Annotated in this window: 12 protein-coding genes; all 12 read right to left on the bottom strand. The window is 74.9% G+C overall.

The genetic code is table 11. The features are described from left to right. Positions 1-1,146, bottom strand: coding sequence for a glycosyltransferase family 4 protein (locus ACFUK0_RS09210; protein ID WP_380247803.1), 1,146 nt, complete (start codon positions 1,144-1,146; stop codon positions 1-3). Next, complete coding sequence (locus ACFUK0_RS09205) at positions 1,143-2,426, bottom strand: polysaccharide pyruvyl transferase family protein (protein WP_380247801.1); 1,284 nt, start codon at positions 2,424-2,426, stop codon at positions 1,143-1,145. Before ACFUK0_RS09205 ends, ACFUK0_RS09210 begins: the two co-directional genes overlap by 4 nt. Continuing rightward, entirely contained in the window at positions 2,423-3,874 is a 1,452-nt protein-coding gene (locus ACFUK0_RS09200) for a lipopolysaccharide biosynthesis protein (protein WP_380247800.1), read from the bottom strand. The genes ACFUK0_RS09205 and ACFUK0_RS09200 overlap by 4 nt, the downstream gene beginning before the upstream one ends. Then, positions 3,867-4,340, bottom strand: coding sequence for a hypothetical protein (locus ACFUK0_RS09195; RefSeq protein WP_380247798.1), 474 nt, complete (start codon positions 4,338-4,340; stop codon positions 3,867-3,869). The genes ACFUK0_RS09200 and ACFUK0_RS09195 overlap by 8 nt, the downstream gene beginning before the upstream one ends. Then, complete coding sequence (locus ACFUK0_RS09190; protein WP_380247796.1) at positions 4,337-5,503, bottom strand: glycosyltransferase family 4 protein; 1,167 nt, start codon at positions 5,501-5,503, stop codon at positions 4,337-4,339. The genes ACFUK0_RS09195 and ACFUK0_RS09190 overlap by 4 nt, the downstream gene beginning before the upstream one ends. Beyond that, entirely contained in the window at positions 5,500-7,800 is a 2,301-nt protein-coding gene (locus ACFUK0_RS09185) for a DUF2206 domain-containing protein (RefSeq protein WP_380247794.1), read from the bottom strand. The genes ACFUK0_RS09190 and ACFUK0_RS09185 overlap by 4 nt, the downstream gene beginning before the upstream one ends. Further along, positions 7,797-8,897, bottom strand: a complete 1,101-nt coding sequence (locus ACFUK0_RS09180; protein ID WP_380247792.1) for a glycosyltransferase family 4 protein — start codon at positions 8,895-8,897, stop codon at positions 7,797-7,799. Before ACFUK0_RS09180 ends, ACFUK0_RS09185 begins: the two co-directional genes overlap by 4 nt. A gap of 44 nt (positions 8,898-8,941) precedes the next feature. Then, the gene (locus ACFUK0_RS09175) at positions 8,942-9,679 is read right to left on the bottom strand and encodes a hypothetical protein (protein ID WP_380247790.1); all 738 of its coding nucleotides are present in this window, start codon (positions 9,677-9,679) and stop codon (positions 8,942-8,944) included. After that, the gene (locus ACFUK0_RS09170) at positions 9,676-10,428 is read right to left on the bottom strand and encodes a glycosyltransferase family 2 protein (RefSeq protein ID WP_380247788.1); all 753 of its coding nucleotides are present in this window, start codon (positions 10,426-10,428) and stop codon (positions 9,676-9,678) included. The genes ACFUK0_RS09175 and ACFUK0_RS09170 overlap by 4 nt, the downstream gene beginning before the upstream one ends. Positions 10,429-10,787: 359 nt before the next feature. After that, positions 10,788-12,113 (bottom strand): LamG-like jellyroll fold domain-containing protein, encoded by a 1,326-nt coding sequence (locus ACFUK0_RS09165; protein ID WP_380247786.1) that lies wholly within the window; start codon positions 12,111-12,113, stop codon positions 10,788-10,790. A gap of 136 nt (positions 12,114-12,249) precedes the next feature. Then, a complete protein-coding gene (locus ACFUK0_RS09160; protein WP_380247784.1) occupies positions 12,250-13,062 on the bottom strand; it encodes a leucyl/phenylalanyl-tRNA--protein transferase in 813 nt (270 codons plus the stop codon). A gap of 19 nt (positions 13,063-13,081) precedes the next feature. Continuing rightward, a complete protein-coding gene (locus ACFUK0_RS09155; RefSeq protein WP_380247882.1) occupies positions 13,082-16,237 on the bottom strand; it encodes an amino acid adenylation domain-containing protein in 3,156 nt (1,051 codons plus the stop codon). Positions 16,238-16,268 lie beyond the last annotated feature (31 nt).

Below are 16,268 nucleotides of genomic sequence, written 5' to 3'. Positions count from 1 at the left end.
CTACAGCCCCCGGAACAGCTCGGCGTAGCGCTCCGTCAGGCCGTCCCAGGCGTAGCGCTCCTCCGCCCGGCGGCGGCCGGCCGCGCCCAGCCGGTCGGCGAGCGCGGAGTCCTCCAGCAGCCTGCGGCAGGCGGCCGCCAGGGCGGCCGGGTCACCGGGCGGGACGAGCAGGCCGGTGTCGCCGTCCGTCACGACGTGCGGGATGCCGCCCACCTCTGAGCCGATCACGGGAGTGGCGCAGGCCATCGCCTCCACCAGGGCCATCCCGAAGGACTCGGCCTCGGTGCGGGACGGCAGCGCCAGCACCGCGGCGGTCCGCAGCTCGGTGACCAGGGCCTCGCCGGTGAGCTCGCCGACGGCCTGCACCCGGTCGCCGGCGCCTAGTTCGGCAGCCAGCCGGAGGAGATCGGGGACGGCGTCGCCGCCGCCGACCAGCCGCAGCCGGGCACCCGGCGGGCCGCCCGGCTCCGCGAACGCGCGGATCAGCACGTCGACGCCCTTCCAGGCGGACGTGCGGTCCATCCGGCCGACGTAGAGCACCGTGCGCGGGCGCTGCGAGGCCGGTGCGCCCGGGGTGAAGCGGGCGGTGTCCACGCCCGGGGTGATCTCGACCGCGTGGCCGTGGCCGGCGGCCAGCGACACCGGGGAGACCGCGACCAGGGTGCGGGCCCGCCGGAACACCCTCGGCAGGACGTGCCGTTCGTACCCGCCGATCAGGCGGTCCGCGAGTCCGCTGCCCGGCTCCCCCTTGTGCATCGAGCCGGCGTGGTACGTCAGGACGGCCGGGCGCGCCCCCGCGCAGGCGACCGCGAGGTCCGCCAGCCCGGGGACGGGGGCGTGCGCGTTGACCACCTCGGCGCCCGTCCGGCGCAGCCAGTACCGCAGTTGCAGCGGCCAGAGCGGGCTGAGCGGCGTGTTGGACAGCCGCAGCCAGGCACCGAGCCGGACCACCTGCACGCCGTCCTCGGTGGCGACCGTGGTGCGCAGCCCGGCGGGGCGGGTGGTGATGACGACGGGCCGCAGGTCGTCGGTCGCGGCGAGCGCGGCGGCGATCCGGGCCGCGTAGTTCTCCACCCCGCCGATCTTGGGCGGGTAGTACGGCGAGACCACCGCCACCGTACGGCGGCCTCCGGCGCGGGCGCTCACGCGCCGGCCCGCGCGAGTTCGCGGCCGGCCGGGCGGGCGTCACCGAGCTCCCGCAGCAACTCGCGGAACTGCTCCGCCTCCTGGACGTAGCCGGGGATCCGCTGCTGGAGCAGCGCGCGGTACGCCGCCGGGTCGGCGCGCAGCCGGGCCACCAGCGCCCACAGCCGGGCAGCCGTCACCTCGGCGATCGGCAGCACCCACTCCTCCAGCCCCAGGTCGGCCATGATGCCCCTCGTCTTGTGCTCGTACTCGATCGCGACGCAGGGGACGCCACTGGTCAGCGCGAAGATCACCGAGTGGAAGCGGGTCCCGACGAGCAGCGAGCACTCGGTGTACAGGCCCTTGAGTTCGCGGTAGTCGAGCCGCTCGTCGATCCGCAGCGGGGCGCTGGTGCAGTAGCCCGCTATCCGGCGCTCGACGATCCGGTCGTCGTCGCCCAGGTAGTCCGTGGTCACCTGGGGTATCAGCACCACCTGCGCGCCGTCCTCCTGGAGCGCGTCGACCGTCGCGGCGAGCGCCCGCTCGTAGCGCTCCTGCTCGGCCGGGGCGAGCCAGCGCCGGGCGGTCACCCCGACCAGCTGCCGGCCGTCGGCGGCGAGCCGGGAGCGCCAGTCCGCGGCCGGCTCGGGGGCGAACGCGAAACCGGCGTCGGCGGCCCGCCGGACCTGCCCGGCGGGCACCCCGCACTCCTTCAGCAGCTCCACGCTGACGTCCTCGCGGGCGAGCACCAGGGCGGCGCGGCGCAGCACCCGCCCCACCAGCCGGCGCTGCGCCGCGGCCGGGAACGGCCCGTACGACTGCGGGGCGAACACCACCGGCACCCGCGCCTTCTGCGCGATGAGGGCCGGGAGGAGGACGAAGAAGACGTTCTGGTAGCCGTCCGGACCGGGCCGCGCCAGCAGGTAGCCGCCGCCCATCGAGACCACCAGGTCGGCCCGGGAGACGGCGTCGGCCTCCCGGCGCGCCTCCACCGGCAGCAGCCGCAGCAGCAGCCGGCAGGCCGCCCGCGGCAGCAGCAGCGCGGTCACCGCCACCGGGGCGACCAGGAGCTTGCGCAGCACGCGGCGGGCCAGTGAGACGCCGCCGTCCGCGACGTGACGGCGGATCGAGCCGAGGTTCTCGACGCCCTCGAACGACGGGTGGACCGTCCGGTCCTCCATCCCGGCGATGCTGAGCCGGGCGCCGGGGTAGGCCTCCCGGACGTGCCGCAGGCAGACCGCGAGCAGAGCGGCATCCCCGGCGTTCTCCCGAACGTACGCGTTGATGACCACGATCTTCATCGGTGGTGTCCCTCGGTTGGGATCAGTTCCGGCCCCGGGAGCCGGGTACGGGGCGCCTGGGACGGCGGCCCGGCCGGCGGCGCTGCCGGCTGCTCCGGGTACTGCTCCTGGTACTGCAGCGGGTGCTGCTCCTGGTACTGCAGCGGGTGCTGCTCCTGGTACTGCTGCGGCCGGGGCGCGGGGGGCGGCAGCGGCGCGGCGGCCCGCGCGGCGAACAGCGCGACGGCCGCGTACACGCCGGAGGCGAGGTTGCCCACGCCCCAGGCCCAGCCGAGCCACACCAGGCCGCGCGGTGCCCACGCGGCGGCCAGGCCGATGGTCACCACCGCGTACACCACGTTGCTCAGGATCAGGTGCTTCAGCTTCCGGGCCAGCTTGAGGGAGAAACTCGCCCAGGTGTTCAACGCGACGGCCAGGGCCCCGAGGGCCAGCACCACGAGCAGGCCCTGCGCCCGCGCCGCGTACTCGCCGCCGAATATCCGCAGCAGCAGGCCGCTGCCCACCGCCACCACGGCCACCGCCGGCACCTGGACGGCGGCGGTGATCAGCGCGGAGCGCCGCAGCAGCTCCGCGAAACGGGACTCGTCCGAGGAGACCTCGGCGAACAGCGCCTCCCCCACGGCGGCGGACACCGCGTGCAGCAGGCTCGCTATCTGGAAGGCCACGTAGTAGTAGCCGGCCGCCGCCTCGCCCAGCTGCTGCAGCACGATCAGCGGGACGACCATCAGCGGCAGCAGGTTGAGCAGGCTGGAGACGTAGCTCGCCACGGAGAAGCTCAGCTGCTCGCGCAGCCGGGTGCCCCGGGTGCGGAAGTCGAAGCGGAAACCGAGCCGGCGGCGCATCAGCACCAGCGAGGCCAGCACGGCGACCGCGTAGCCGCCGCCGGTCGAGCCGACGATGCCGACCGCGCCGAAGCCGACCAGGGCGACCGGCAGGGCGAGCTTGGTGAGGCCCTGGAGCAGGCCGTCGACGAGCACGTTGTACTGCGGCATCCGGGCGCCGATGAAGACGGAGTCGGTCAGCTGGTTGACCGCGGCGCAGGCGCAGAACAGCACGAAGGCCGCGGCCAGCCACAGGTGGTCCCGGATGTGCACCAGCTTCTGCCCGTACAGCGGCAGGCCCGCCAGGTAGATCACCCCGGCCGCGCACGCCGTGCCCGCGACCAGCACGATCGACTGGGTGAACTGCCCGTTGCGGGCGAAGTCGGGCGCCGGGAAGCGCACCAGCGTGCTGTTGAGGCCGAACAGGCTGAGGTAGGACAGCAGCGAGGTCGCCGAGATCAGCGAGGTGGCCACCCCGACCTGCTCGGGGCTGTAGAAACGGGCCACCACGACCCAGAACAGGAAGCCCAGGCCGGCCGTCGTCACCGAGGACGCGAGCAGGAAGAACGAGCTGCGGTACACCTGGTCGCGGGGCCGGGCGTGCCGGCCGCCGCGGCGGCTACCCATGCCGGACCGGCCGGGCCCCGCGCACCCGCAGGGCGAACAGGGCGGCGGCGGAGGCCGCGAAGCAGACGGCCGCCGTCGTGCCCTCCGAGGGCACGGACGCGAAGTGGGTGAACTGCCGGGCGATGGTCTCCGGGTGGGTCAGCGAGTTGACGCAGAGATAGGCCCAGGTCAGCAGCGTGTAGCCGACCACCGTACGGAGAGCGGCGTCGACCGGGCCGCGCCGCGCCGGGCGGGCCGGGCGCCACGGCGCGGGGCCGCCGGCGCCGCGCACCTGGAGCGCGAAGGCCGCCAGCGCGGACAGCGCGAAGCAGGCGGCCCCGAAGGTGTCGCGGCGCACCGGGAAGAGCGTGGCGACCGCCACGTCCAGCTCCTCGGGCCGGGTCGCCGCGCAGGCGGCCACGTACAGCCAGCCGAGCAGGCCGTGCACGAAGGCCACCTCGGTCAGCGGCCGGGCGAGCCCTCTCATGCGGGCTCCACCGGCGGCCCGTCCTGGTAGTGGCCGAGCAGCGCGCTCACGTGCTCCTCCCAACCGAACGCGGTCGTGGCGCAGTCCCGGGAGTACCGGCCCATCCGGGCGCGCAGCGGCTCGTCCGCGGCCAGCGCGGCCAGCGCGCCGCGCAGTACGGCGGCGTCCCTCGGCAGCAGCATGACCCGCTCGCGGTCCAGCCGGTAGGGGGCGTAGCCGGGGTCGTCGGTGGTCACCACCGGCAGTCCGGAGGCCATCGCCTCCTGCACGGTCAGCGGGAACCCCTCGGCGGTGGACGGCAGGGCGAACACGTCGCAGGCCCGGTACGCCTCGGCGAGCCGCTCCGGAGCGAGCGTGCCGAGGTGGTGCACGCCGGGGCGCCCGGCCAGCGCCTGCGCGTCGCCGTCGCCCGCGAACACCAGGTCGTACCGGTCCGTCCCGTCGTGGGCCGCCAGCAGCAGGTCGTAGCCCTTCTTGGGCACGAGGCGGCCGGCGAACAGCACCAGCGTCCGGTCAGCCGGCAGGCCCAGCCGCTTGCGGGCGAGCAGGCGCTCCTCCGCGCCCTCGGCGGGCCGGAACAGCGCGGTGTCCACGCCGTTGGGCAGGTGCCGCCGCCGCTCGGCCCGGGCGCCGTACTCCCCGACGAACGCGGCCACCGAGGCGTTGAGCGTCAGCACCCGCCGGGCCCGGCGCAGCAGCGCCCGGCCCGCCACCGCGTAGACGGCCCGCTGCACCCCGCGGACGAGGGCGGACGGGTGCTCCACCATGGCGACGTGCTGGGTGAGCACGTGCGGGGTGCGGGTGAGGAAGGCGGCCAGGCCCGCCGTCCACGAGGTGAGGTAGAGGCAGTCGTGCAGGTGGACGACGTCGGCCCGGCGGGCCCAGCGCAGCGCGGCGGCCAGCACCGCGGGCGACAGCACGGGGAACGGCACCCCGGCCCGCTCCGCGCCGTTCCAGGCCGCGACGCGGACCACCCGCACCCCGTCCTCCTGCCGGACGCTGCCGCGCTCGCCGCTGGTCAGCACCGTGACGTCGACGCCGCGGGCCGCCAGGTGGACGGCCTCCTGGCGGACGACGTTCTCGATGCCGCCGAGGTGCGGCGGGTAGTAGTGGCTGACGAGCAGCACCCGGTAGGGCCGGGCTGTCCGGTCGGGCCCGCTCATCGGTAGATCACCGCTCCCTCGCTGCTGTAGATCCGGTTCTTGGTCGCGTCCAGGAGCGCCACCGGATAACGGTAGGTCACCAGGTCGCCCTGGTAGAAAACCGTCACCTCGTTCTTCCGCACGGTCGTCGTCCCGAGCAGGATGTACGAGTTCGTCCGGGTGAGCGTCGGGAAGACGTCGCCCTGCGCCGGGCCGGTGATCAGGGTCTGCAGCCGGCTGAAGCTGTAGCGGTCGGTCTGCAGCAACTGCCGCGGGTCGTGGGCGATCTGCTGCTCCAGCCAGAACGCCGCCTCCCGCTCCGCCGGGTGCGTGTAGTAGATGTCGTAGTACTGGCCGGAGTTGCTGAGCTGCAACTGCGCCGGGTAGCCGCCGAGGACCTTCGGGACGACCCCGGTGAGATCCAGGAACAGCGTGGTGACCAGCGCGCAGGCGATCGGCACCGTCCGGTGCCCGGCCCAGCGCAGCGCCCACAGGGTGCCGGCCGCGAGGAACGGCGCGAAGAAGAACAGCCCCTGCTGGAAGGCGCGGAGCACGCTGTAGTCCACCGACAGCTGCGGCAGCAGCGTGAACAGCGCCACCATGGCGAGCGCGCCGACGGTCAGCGTGACCTGGTCCCGGGCCGGGCGGAACGACCGGCGCCGCCCGCGGACCGCGACCACGAAGCCGACCACCACCAGCAGTTGGAGCAGCAGCGCGGCGCCCTGCCGGAGCAGCCCGTTCAGCCCCGGCACGCTCACGCCCAGCCCCTGCAGGGCCCGGCCCGCCGCGGTGAGCGGCTGGTCCGGCTGCGTGACGGCCGGCGTCGGGTACGGGTCCACCGCCTCCACCGGCAGGTAGTCCCCGTCGGCGCGCTGGGCGACCGTGTTCCGCAGCGTCTCCTCGCGGTAGTCGCGCAGCCGCTCCTCCGGCGTGACCTTGCGGCCGCCGAACAGGCTGTACGAGGTGTCGGAGGAGCCGCTCTTCGCCTGCCCCGGGTGGACCAGGTTCTGCACGACGGTGCCCAGCGTGCTCTGCAACTGCACGCTGGTGTGCGTCACCGGCCCCGCCCAGACCAGCGCCAGCACGGCCGGCACGGCCACCATCCACCAGGTCACGAAACCCCGGGTCTCGCTGTGCCGGCTGCGCCGCCGCACCCGCCTGCGCCCGCGCCGCGACACCAGCCGCCACCCCAGGTCGGTCGCCAGCGCGACGCCCATCGTGGCGACCACCACGTACGTCGTCGAGTAGTGCGAGAGCACGCAGCCGGCCATCAGCACACTGAACATCAGCCGCCGTGACCGGACCGGCCGGGCCGCGTCCGTCAGCACCACCATCGCGCAGCCGAGCAGCAGGAACGCGACCTCCTGCCGGCCCAGGAAGGTCATGTCGGTGAAGAAGGTCGGGAAGACCAGGAAGTACACCGCCGACAGCAGCGCCACGAACTGCGGCGCCACGTTGCGCACCGCCCGGTGCACCAGCACCGGGGTCAGCGCGAACAGCAGCGGCAGCAGCAGCTTGAAGACGTACAGGTCGGGGATCGCGGTCAGCCGCACCACGCTCACCGGCAGGATGGTGATGCTCAGGCAGGCGTTGTACGCGTCGGGGTAGGTGCCGACGTCCCAGAGCGAACCGCCGAGCGTCAGCCGGAAGTACTCGTACTCCCGCTGGACGTCGTGGCCGTTGATGAACCAGCCGCGCAGCGAGTTCAGCAGCAGCAGCGCCGCCGAGGCCGTGAACAGTCCGGTCTCCAGCACCGCCACGGGGTAGCGCCGGCGGCGCACCATCAGCAGCACCAGCAGCCCAGCGACCGCCACCAGCGCGAACGTACTGACCGTGCCGCTCAGGCCGTTGTTCAGCCGGATCGGCCCCGCGACGGACAGCACCAGCGCGAGGGCGCCGAGCCCGAGCACCGGCAGCAGGCCCGGCGGCGTACCGCTGCGGCGGGAGGCCGCCGCCCGCTCCTCCTCGGGGACGAACGCGCCGATCACGATCAGCGTCATCGCCGTCGCCCCCGCGATCGACACCCGGGTGAGCGGATGCGCCATGCCGAACAGCGGCAGCAGGGTGTTCACCCCCAGCGCGACCACGATGTCGGTGATCACCGCCAGGCCGACCGCGAGCATCAGGCTGCTGTCCCGGCCCGACACCACCCGCGAGGCGACGCCGCGCCACAGCAGCACCGGCGCGCCGACCAGCAGCCAGAGGCCGGCCAGCGTCAGCGGCAGGCCCGGCAGGCCCGGGACCATCTCCAGCACGCAGGCCAGGGCGATGCTCCAGAGCACCCCGAGGCGCCCGCGCAGCAGGGCGGTCACGGTCATATCCCGGCCTCGGCGTAGACCTGCTCGACCCGGGCCGCCACCGCGTCCCAGGAGTGGCCGCGGGCCGCCTCGGCGCTGCGCCGGGCGAGCCGCCCGCGCAGCTCACGGTCACCGGCGAGGGCGTCGATCGCCGCCGCCAGCGCGGCGGGCTCGGGCTCGGCGAGCAGCCCGACCCCGTCCAGCAGTTCGGCCGTCCCCGGGACCGCGGTGGCCACCACCGGCAGCCCGGCCGCCATCGCCTCCAGCACGACCAGCGGCATGCCCTCCTTGTCGGAGGGCAGCACGAACGCGTCGGCCCCGGCGTACGCGGCGACCAGCTCGTCGCCCAGCAGCCCGCCGGAGAACTCCACCCCCGTCAGCCCGAGCCGGGCGGCCTGCGCCTCCAGCTGCCCGCGCAGTTCGCCGTCGCCGACCACCCGCAGCCGGACGGGCCGGCGCAGCAGGCTCATCGCGTCCAGCAGGCGGGCGACGTTCTTCTGCGCGCCGAGCCGGCCCACGAACAGCAGCCGCAACGGCTCCCCGTCGTCCGGCCGCGGCTCGCGCACCGGCATGAAGTACGCCTCACCCACGCCGTTCGGCACCACGAACACCCGCTCGGCGGGCACCCCGTACGTCTCGCGGACGAACGCGGCCTGGCTCCCGGTCAGCACGACGACGGCCGCGGCGGCCCGCATCACCCGGCCGAACACGTGCTTCTTGTACAGCGGCAGCAGCCTGCCCAGCGGGCCGGAGGCGTCCACGTCGAGGTGGAAGTGCAGCAGGAACCTGCGGCGCCGCAGCCGGGCCGTCAGCGCCACCAGTTCGGGCAGCAGGGCGTGCGCGCAGTGCAGGTGCAGCACGGCCGACCGCGGGGCGCGCAGCAGCGAGAGCGGCAGGCCCGGCGCGATCGCCGTGTGCGCGACCTCGACGGCGCGGTGCCGGCGCACGCCCACACCGCCCTCCCGGGAGCGCCTCGGCGCGCCGCCGGCCCCGAGCACGGTGGTGACGACCCGGACGTCGTGGCGCTGCCCGAGCTGCTTCGCGAGGTGCTCCACCACGCGCTCCAGCCCGCCCAGGTGCGGCGGGTAGTACGGGGTCACCTGCAGGATGGTGCGCATCAGGCTCCCTGGGCAGAGGCTCGGTCGTCATGCATGCTGGGCCCTCAGGGCTTGGGGGGCTGAGCGCTTCCGAAACGGAAGTGCAGCGTCTGCGGGTGACCGACCAGGGCGACCCGCAGCATGGCCACGTCGCCCGTCGCCGGCAGCTTCGCGACGACCGGCACCGGGGCGCCGAAGTGGGCCTCCAGCTTGACCGTCGTGGTGGCCACGGCCGCTCCGGTGGGCGATTCTAGCGTCACCTTGATCTGGTAGCCCTTGGCGCCTTCGCCGTGGTCGGTGACCGCCAGCGGCACCAGCACGGTGGCCCCCTCGAAGCTCGGGGAGCTGGTGAAGAACAGTTCGGCGTACGGCCGCGGCCGCTCGGTGAAGGACTCCAGCAGGACCTTGCGGGTCGACGGCACGGACCACGCCACCACCCCCAGCACGAGGGCCAGCGCACCCGCGAGCAGAGCCGCGGTCACCCGGCCCCGCAGGCTCGGCCCACGGCGCCGGCGGCGGCGCGCGGCGCCCACCCGCCCGGCCCGGGGCCGTGGCACGCGGACGGCGGGCTCCTCCGGCTCCTCGGCCTCCTCGGCCGCCGCGGGCTCGTCGGTTGCCACGCCCTCCTCGGGGCTGTCGTCCGGGCGGTCCTCGGCGACGGCGGTTCCGGCCGCCTCTGCGGTCGCGGCGGCCCGGCCCGGCCCGGCGGGGCGGGCGCGTCTGCCGGTCCGTCCGGTCGCGCCCGGCCTGGCGGCCCTGGACGACCCGGCGGATCCGGACGCCCGGGGGGACGAGTCGGTCATACCGCCTCGTACTGCTCTGACCGCGGGGTCTTCGCGGCCATGTCCGCCACCGCCGGCTGCGCCGCGGACCGCCGGAAGCGGTGCGAGAACAGCTGGCGCAGGTTCGCCATGCCGTCCGGCAGCGCGTTCAGCTTCACCTCGCCGCCCCGGGTGCGGTACTCGATCGGCACCTCCAGGAAGCGGTAGCCGGCCCGCGTCGCGGCGTTCTTGATCTCCTGCGAGAAGGCCATCCCCGGGGAGCGGACGTCGAGGCCGTGCCAGACGTGGCGGCGGAATATCCACATTCCCGACTGGGAGTCACGCAGGCCGTTGCGGAACAGCACCCGGCTGAGGGCGCTCAGCGCGTGGTTGGCCACCGTGTGCGAGGCCTTCATCGCCGAGCGGTTCTCGCGGCGCAGCCGATCGGTCGTCATGAACTCGATGTCCTGGTCGACCAGAGTCCGCAGCAGGTCCGGCAGCGAGTCGAACGGGTAGGTGCAGTCCGCGTCCCCGGTGGCGATCACGTCGCCGGTCGCCGCGTCGAATCCCGCCAGGTAGGCGTTGCCGTAGCCGCGCCGCGGCTGCGACACCACCCGGGCCCCGAGCGAGCGGGCCACGTCGGCCGTGTCGTCGGTGGAGGCGTTGTCGACCACGACCACCTCGGTCTGCCAACCGGCCGCGGCGAGTTCGGACACCGGCACCGAGGCCATCACGGTGGGTAGGTTTGACGCCTCGTTGAGCGCGGGAATGACAATGGACAGCGTGTTCACGTAGTGCCCCCCGAGTGGCTGCTGTGGACGGGGGTGAGATTACCCCGGGACGGCGCTTGACGGATCGGCAGCCCCCTCGCCCGCACCCGCCGGCACCGCTGCCCCGCGCCCCCGGTGGGCCGGATCGCGATCGGCTGCCAGGACGTCGGGCCGGCCGGCGGATCGGTACGCGCACGGTGGAATCGCGTCGGAAATCGCTCTCTCCCGACGAATTCGATCTTTCCCTGCCGTTTCCCCGCCATTCTATGACGACCCGCCGGGTGACATGGGCACAGCTCCCGGCGCAGAAAGAAACCGGGCCGCCGGGCCACGGACGGGTCACCGTCCACGGCCGGCGACCCGGCTCGGTCGATCGGGCGTCAGCCGACCAGCCAGGAAGCGGTCGGCTTGGCCGTCAGTCCGGTGCCGCCGTTCTTCAGGCTGGCGACCTGCGGCGCGGTCAGCGGCTGGTTCCAGACCAGGATGTGACCGACCACGCCGGCCCAGTAGTTGCCCCAGATCCCGTGGTGGCGGCTGCGGCCGAACTGCAGCGGCCCGGGGCCGGACCAGATGCCCGGCACCTTCGCCGAGGAGGCCGGAGCACCGTCCACGTAGAGCGCGATGGTGCGCTGCTCGGCGTCGTAGGTCGCGGTGATCAGCGCCCACGTGTTGACGGTGTTGGGGCTCTCGGCGACGGTCTGGACGGTCGTGCCGTCCGCACCGCCCTCCGCCGTCTGCACCCGGAACGCCCACACCAGCTTGCCGTTGATCTCGTCACGGCCCAGCTCGAACGAGAACGAGGCACCGTCGCCCTCGCTGAGCACCGTCCGGGAGCCGCCCGGAGCCTCGTTGTAGACCCAGGCCGAGACGCTGAAGCTCTGGCTGACGTCGATGATCTGGTTGGCCGACTGCGCGAAGGAGTTGGGGTTGCTGCGCAGCCGCAGGACGTAGCCGTCCGACACCTTGCTGACCAGGGCGTCCGGGCCGAGGGCGACGTTCGCCTGCCCGGAGTGGTCCGCGAGCAAGCCCGGCTGCCCGGCCACGGTGGGCTCGTTGCCCGGCCTGGCGGACGCGCCGCCGGAGGCCTCGCCGGACGCCGGGGCACTCGGCGAGGCCGAGGCGACCGGAGTGCCGCCCTTGTCCTTGCCCTTGATGACCACGGTGCCGACGCCGACGCCGAGCACGCAGGCCAGCAGGATGATCCCGCCCGTCCAGAGCCGACGCTTGCGGCGCGAGTCGACGTCGTTGCGGGCGGCCAGCGCGTCCCAGTCCGGCCCGCCCTGCACGGGCGGCGCGAACTGCTGCGGGAAGCCGGGCTGCTGGTAGGGCTGCTGCTGTTGCTGCGCGGGCGGCGGCTGCTGGAACGCGGACTGCGGGAACGGCGACGGCTCCGGGGCCGGCGGCTGCGCCTGGTACGGGTTGGGGCCCTGCGGGTAGCCGTACCCGCCGGGCGCCGGCGGCTGCGGGTACCCGTAGGCCCCCGGCGCACCCGGCAGCGGCGGATAGCCGTACCCGCCGGGGGCTCCCGGCTGCGGACCCGCCTGGCCGGGCACGGCCGGCCCGGATCCGGGCGCGCCGAAGGCGCCGGGCTCCTGGGGTCGGGGCTGCTCCGGCACCTGGGTGTCGGGCGGGGTGGGCTGGGGGTACCTGGAGTCCTGCCCAGGGGCGGCGGCGGCCCCGCCCGGGTGTTCCGTGCCGTCAGTCATAGACCGGATGCTAGAACATAGCTCCGCCCGCCCCAACGGCATGTGCGGATTGTGATCCTCCGGTGGACGCCGCCACAGCGGCTCCGCCGTTCTTTGCCGCGCCTTTTCCGTCCCTTTCCGCGGCCCCGGGCAGGGGTCACCCCGCCTCGCCGCCGGGCGGCCGGTCACCCAGCCGGGCGGCCGGGCGCAGGCCGCCCCGCGGCGCCGACCCCCGCCCGGAGCCGAGGAGTTGCAGATAGCCGGCCCGGGGCATCAGGGTGCCCCCGAGGTCACGGACCGCCGGGCTGTCCCACTGCGCGTCGAGCAGCAGGCCGCCGGCCGCCGCGAACCGGGCGGCGAGATCGGCGATCGCGACCCGGGCGGCGCCGGGGCGGCGGTGGAACATCGAGTCCAGGCTGAGCACCGGTCCGACCCGGACGCCGAAGGCACCACCGATCAACTCACCGTCCTCCCAGACCTCGACACTGTGTGCACGACCTTCCCGGTGCAGCCCGCACAGGCCCTGCTTCAACGGGTCGGTCAGCCAGCGCGGACTGCGGCCGGCCCGGCACTCCTCCACCACCCGGGCGAACTCCGCGTCCACGCTGGTCGACCACGCCAGCCGGTTGCGCAGCGCCCGCGCCAGCCGCCGGCCGAGGCGCTCCTCCCCCGGCACGATCACCGGTCTCGGGTCCGGCGACCACCAGGCCACGTCGTACGGCACCTCGCCGGCCCGGCCGTCGTCACCGTCGCCGCCGCCGACGACCGCGATATCGCCCGCCTCGACGCCGTCCTCGAACCGGGCCTCGCTGAGGTAGCGGGCGTACTCGTCCTCGGCCGGCATCGGATACGCACCGGCCCGGTAGCCGGCCAGCAGGCCGGCCGGGCGGAGGTCGGCGCAGAAGGCCACCGGGGCGTCCGCCGGAGCCGCCCGCAGGTCGAGCGCGCTCCAGGACGGGTACCGCTTCACCGTCCACCGCCTCCCGCCGTCACGACGCCCCCGGCGGGTCCAGGAATCCGACCTCCTGGAGGCCGTCCAGGTAGAGGTCCAGCAGATCCGCGTCCACCGGCGGGAACTCGATGCCGCTGCCGCGCAGCGCGCGCTCCGCTCGGGTCCGGGTGAACAGCGGCAGGGTGGGCCGGAAGTACATCTCGCTGATGGAGAGGTCCGCGCCGGTGCAGCGGTCCACGAACAGCGGGACGAACGGCGTCATCGGGTGCGTCGGGTTTCCGGCGGCGAACCGCACCAGCCGGTGCACCCAGGCCTGGTAGGGGAGTTGCTCGATCGGGTGGCCGCGCGCGCGCAAACGGTCGGCCAGCTCGCCCAGCAGCGCGTGGCGCGGGTTGGTGAGGTGGTAGACCTCCCCGGCGGCCGGGATGTGCCCGGCGATGTGGGCGACCGCCCGGGCGAACCGGTCGGCCGGCACGAAGTCCAGCCACAGTTCGACGTCCGGGCAGACCCCGCTGTCCGCGAGGAACTTGACCAGGGCGCAGACCTCCGTGCCGGTGTTCATCATGCCGGTGGCCAGGTCCCCGGTGACGTCGTTCACGCGGTGCACCGCCACCGGCAGCCCGGCCGCCGCCGCGTTGTGCAGCAGCGCCTCCGCCACCCACTTGCTCTCCACGTAGCCGACCGACAGGAGCTCCGGGTGGCCGAGCGGCATGTCCTCGGTGACCCGCGCCACCCCCGCCGGCCCGAACCCGGCCAGCACCGCCAGGCTCGACAGGTAGTGCACCGGGATCGCCCGCGCGTGCCCGGCCAGCCGCAGCACCTCCCGGGTGCCGCCCACGTTGACCGCCCGCAGGTCCTGGTACGGGTAGATGAAGTTCACCTGCCCGCCGCAGTGGTGGATCACGTCGACGCTCCCGGCCAGCGCCTCGAAGCGCTCCGGCGCCAGCCCCAGCATCGGCTCGGCCAGGTCGCCGACCAGCGGGCGGATCCGGCCGGTCTCCGGCTCGCGGCGCAGGAACCGGCGCTGGGCGTCGAGGATCCGCTCCAGCCCGCGGGCCTCGTCCGGTGCCCGGACCAGGCAGTGCACCTCGGCGCCGGTGGTCTCCAGCAGGGTGCGCAGCAGATGGGCCCCGCAGAACCCGGTCGCCCCGGTGAGCAGGATCTCGGCCGGATCCCGCCAGCGCGGCGCGCGCCCGCCGCCGCCGCGCACGGGGACGCCCAGGGCCGCCTCGGCCGTGAAGTCCACCGGCTGCGAGGCCTCCCCGGGGGTGCCCGTCCGGGCCGACCTGGTCACCTCGGCGAAGGCCCGCAGGGTCGGGTGGTGCAGCAGCGAACGGGTCAGGAAGCGGATCTGGGTGACGCCGATGCCGAACATGATCCGGGCCCGCGCCAGCATCTCCATCGCGATCAGCGAGTTGCCGCCCAGGGCGAAGAAGTCGTCCTCCGGGCCGACCTGGTCGAGCCCCAGCAGCTCGCACCAGAGGTGGGCGAGCCCGGCCTCGACCGCCGTCCGCCCGCCCGCCGGGGTCTGCTCCTCGGGCGGCGGCACGGGCACCCCGGTCTTGCCGTCCGTCGCCGCCAGCCGGTCCACGTGCACGAACGCGGCCGGGACCATGTGCTCCGGCAGCCGCGCCGTCAGGTAGGCCCGCACGCCGCGCTGGAAGTCCCCGGCCCGGGCCGGGCTCTGCAGGGTGAAGTAGGCCGTCAGCACCTGGCCGCCGCCCGGCCCGACCACCGGGATCACCCAGGCCCGGTCCACCGCCGGGTGCGTCGCGAGCGCCGACTCCACCTCGCCCGGGTCGACCCGGAACCCGAGCACCTTCAGCTGGTGGTCGATCCGCCCGAAGAGCTCCAGCCGGCCGTCGGCCCGCAGCCGCCCGGTGTCGCCCGTCCGGTACATCCGCCCGCCGGGAATGTCCGTGAAGGGGTCCGGCAGGAACAGCTCCGCGGTGAGCTCGGGCCGCCGCCAGTAGCCGCGGGCCACCGCCGCCCCGCCGATGTAGACCTCGCCCCGGCCGCCCGGCGGCACCGGCCCCAGCCGCTCGTCGAGCAGGTAGGCCGTACTGCCCGGCAGTGCGGTCCCCACCGGCACCGGCGCCGGTGCCGGGGCCAGCAGGTCGTCGGTGATCTCGCAGAGGGTGGAGGTGATCACGGTCTCGGTCAGGCCGTACGCGTTGACCAGCCGGGTGCCGGGCAGCAGCCGCAGCGAGGTGCGGCAGTCCTCGGCGTGCACGGTGTCCCCGCCGACGACCAGCAGCCGCAGCCCGGCGGCGGCCCGGGGCCCGTCGCGCTCCGCCGTCCGCAGGAACTGGTGCCAGTAGGCGGGGGTCAGGTCGGCCACGGTGACGCCGAAGCGGTCCAGTCGGTCGAGCAGTTCGCTGGGCGCCCAGGTCCGGCGGCCGCCGAGGACGAGAGTGGCCCCGCTGAGCAGCGGGGTGAAGATCTGCTCGACCGAGGTGTCGAAGCCGAGCGCGGCCAGCTGGAGCACCCGGTCCTCCTCGGTCAGCCCGTACGCCTCGGCGGTCCGGGTGAGCGAGAGCGTCAGCTCCCGGTTGCCCACCAGGACGCCCTTGGGAGTGCCGGTCGTGCCCGAGGTGTACATCAGGTAGGCGACGTCGTCCGGCGAGACGTCCCGGACGGGCGCGCTGCGGCAGTCCGGGCCCCGCCGCTCGGCGCCCGAGCGCCGCTCCCCGTCGGGCCGCCGGCCGGCCCCGTCCAGCCGCCGGTCCAGCCCCGAACGCCGGTCCAGGCCCGAGCGCCGCTCCCCGTCGGCCGGCTGCGCATCGGCCAGGACGGACGTGACGCCGCAGGTACGGAACCGCCAGGCGTGGTCGGAGGTGGTCAGCAGGAACCGCGCGTCGGCGTCCTCGACCAGCCGGCGCAGCCGCCGGTCCGGGTGCGCCGGGTCGAGCGGCAGGAAGGCGGCGCCGGCCTTCAGCACGGCGAGCAGGGCGACGACCATCTCGACGCCCCGCTCGACGCAGACCGGGACGACCGAGGCCCGGTCCACGCCCAGGCCGGCGAGCAGGACCGCCAGCCGGTTGCTGCGGGTCTCCAGCTCGCCGTAGGTGATCTCCTCGTCCTCGGAGACCACGGCCGGGGCGGCGAGCCGGCGGGCGGCGGTGCGGCGCAGCAGCGCCTGGAGGGTCGGCGGCGGGACGCCGCCGTCGCGCACGCCGTCGGCGGAGGGCAACGAGTCCGCCCAGCGGGACCGCACCTCCTCC

This window comes from Kitasatospora sp. NPDC057223 (assembly GCF_042669755.1).
Classification (GTDB): Bacteria; Actinomycetota; Actinomycetes; order Streptomycetales; family Streptomycetaceae; genus Kitasatospora.
Note: the sequence above shows the minus strand (reverse complement) of the source record. Positions and strands in the feature narration are given on the sequence as shown.

Bases quoted from the DNA above. Each gene is read 5' to 3' on its own strand.
- ACFUK0_RS09205 (WP_380247801.1), bottom strand. From the start codon at position 2,426: ATGAAGATCGTGGTCATCAACGCGTACGTTCGGGAGAACGCCGGGGAT.
- ACFUK0_RS09200 (WP_380247800.1), bottom strand. From the start codon at position 3,874: ATGGGTAGCCGCCGCGGCGGCCGGCACGCCCGGCCCCGCGACCAGGTG.
- ACFUK0_RS09190 (WP_380247796.1), bottom strand. From the start codon at position 5,503: ATGAGCGGGCCCGACCGGACAGCCCGGCCCTACCGGGTGCTGCTCGTC.
- ACFUK0_RS09185 (WP_380247794.1), bottom strand. From the start codon at position 7,800: ATGACCGTGACCGCCCTGCTGCGCGGGCGCCTCGGGGTGCTCTGGAGC.
- ACFUK0_RS09175 (WP_380247790.1), bottom strand. From the start codon at position 9,679: ATGACCGACTCGTCCCCCCGGGCGTCCGGATCCGCCGGGTCGTCCAGG.
- ACFUK0_RS09180 (WP_380247792.1), bottom strand. From the start codon at position 8,897: ATGCGCACCATCCTGCAGGTGACCCCGTACTACCCGCCGCACCTGGGC.
- ACFUK0_RS09195 (WP_380247798.1), bottom strand. From the start codon at position 4,340: ATGAGAGGGCTCGCCCGGCCGCTGACCGAGGTGGCCTTCGTGCACGGC.
- ACFUK0_RS09165 (WP_380247786.1), bottom strand. From the start codon at position 12,113: ATGACTGACGGCACGGAACACCCGGGCGGGGCCGCCGCCGCCCCTGGG.